The organism is Streptomyces sp. NPDC005408 (assembly GCF_040606445.1).
Lineage (GTDB): Bacteria > Actinomycetota > Actinomycetes > Streptomycetales > Streptomycetaceae > Streptomyces.
This window is the reverse complement of the sequence record NZ_JBEXEX010000131.1, coordinates 1-2195: the sequence shown is the minus strand read 5'-3', so window position 1 is coordinate 2195 and position 2195 is coordinate 1. Positions and strand designations below refer to the sequence as shown.

The 2195-nt window shown below is 56.7% G+C and carries 2 rRNA genes; both read right to left on the bottom strand.

Going from position 1 to position 2195, the window contains the following annotated elements:
• Positions 1 to 3: 3 nt before the first annotated feature.
• Positions 4 to 120 (bottom strand): 5S ribosomal RNA (rrf, locus tag ABZS64_RS39255).
• Between the two features lie 93 nt (positions 121 to 213).
• Positions 214 to 2195: ribosomal RNA gene (locus tag ABZS64_RS39250) — 23S ribosomal RNA — on the bottom strand; the annotation flags it as partial.

Genomic DNA, 2195 nt, shown 5'->3' with positions numbered 1-2195 from the left:
ATTGTTCGGCGGCGTCCTACTCTCCCACAGGGTCCCCCCTGCAGTACCATCGGCGCTGAAAGGCTTAGCTTCCGGGTTCGGAATGTAACCGGGCGTTTCCCTAACGCAATGACCACCGAAACTCTATGAAGATATCGATTCCGGAATCCCCCGGGCCATGGGGGGACTCGACAGTTCGTTACTTCAGAACTGACACAGTGGACGCGAGCAACTGAGGACAAGCCCTCGGCCTATTAGTACCAGTCAGCTCCACCCCTTACGGGGCTTCCACATCTGGCCTATCAACCCAGTCGTCTACTGGGAGCCTTAACCCCTCAAAGGGGGTGGGAGTCCTCATCTCGAAGCAGGCTTCCCGCTTAGATGCTTTCAGCGGTTATCCTTTCCGAACGTAGCCAACCAGCCATGCCCTTGGCAGGACAACTGGCACACCAGAGGTTCGTCCGTCCCGGTCCTCTCGTACTAGGGACAGCCCTTCTCAAGACTCCTACGCGCACAGCGGATAGGGACCGAACTGTCTCACGACGTTCTAAACCCAGCTCGCGTACCGCTTTAATGGGCGAACAGCCCAACCCTTGGGACCGACTCCAGCCCCAGGATGCGACGAGCCGACATCGAGGTGCCAAACCATCCCGTCGATATGGACTCTTGGGGAAGATCAGCCTGTTATCCCCGGGGTACCTTTTATCCGTTGAGCGACGGCGCTTCCACAAGCCACCGCCGGATCACTAGTCCCGACTTTCGTCCCTGCTCGACCCGTCGGTCTCACAGTCAAGCTCCCTTGTGCACTTACACTCAACACCTGATTGCCAACCAGGCTGAGGGAACCTTTGGGCGCCTCCGTTACTCTTTGGGAGGCAACCGCCCCAGTTAAACTACCCATCAGACACTGTCCCTGATCCGGATCACGGACCCAGGTTAGACATCCAGCACGACCAGAGTGGTATTTCAACGACGACTCCACCTGAACTGGCGTCCAAGCTTCACAGTCTCCCACCTATCCTACACAAGCCGAACCGAACACCAATATCAAACTGTAGTAAAGGTCCCGGGGTCTTTCCGTCCTGCTGCGCGAAACGAGCATCTTTACTCGTAGTGCAATTTCACCGGGCCTATGGTTGAGACAGTCGAGAAGTCGTTACGCCATTCGTGCAGGTCGGAACTTACCCGACAAGGAATTTCGCTACCTTAGGATGGTTATAGTTACCACCGCCGTTTACTGGCGCTTAAGTTCTCAGCTTCGCCACACCGAAATGTGACTAACCGGTCCCCTTAACGTTCCAGCACCGGGCAGGCGTCAGTCCGTATACATCGCCTTACGGCTTCGCACGGACCTGTGTTTTTAGTAAACAGTCGCTTCTCGCTGGTCTCTGCGGCCACCCCCAGCTCAGAGAGTAAATCTCATCACCGGTGATGGCCCCCCTTCTCCCGAAGTTACGGGGGCATTTTGCCGAGTTCCTTAACCATAGTTCACCCGAACGCCTCGGTATTCTCTACCTGACCACCTGAGTCGGTTTAGGGTACGGGCCGCCATGAAACTCGCTAGAGGCTTTTCTCGACAGCATAGGATCATCCACTTCACCACAATCGGCTCGGCATCAGGTCTCAGCCTTAATGTGTGACGGATTTGCCTATCACACGGCCTACACCCTTACCCCGGGACAACCACCGCCCGGGCTGGACTACCTTCCTGCGTCACCCCATCGCTTACCTACTACCACCTTGGGCCGGCGGCTCCACCACTCCCCTCAACTCCGAAGAGATCAGGGCGGCTTCACGGCCTTAGCATTAATGGGCTCAGTATTGGGCGTTTCAAAGCGGGTACCGGAATATCAACCGGTTGTCCATCGACTACGCCTGTCGGCCTCGCCTTAGGTCCCGACTTACCCTGGGCAGATCAGCTTGACCCAGGAACCCTTAGTCAATCGGCGCACACGTTTCTCACGTGTGTATCGCTACTCATGCCTGCATTCTCACTCGTGTACCGTCCACCACTCGCTTACGCGGCGGCTTCACCCGGCACACGACGCTCCCCTACCCATCCGTACTCCCGTTGGGGATATGTGTACGAATGACACGACTTCGGCGGTACGCTTGAGCCCCGCTACATTGTCGGCGCGGAATCACTTGACCAGTGAGCTATTACGCACTCTTTCAAGGGTGGCTGCTTCTAAGCCAACCTCCTGGTTGTCTCTGCG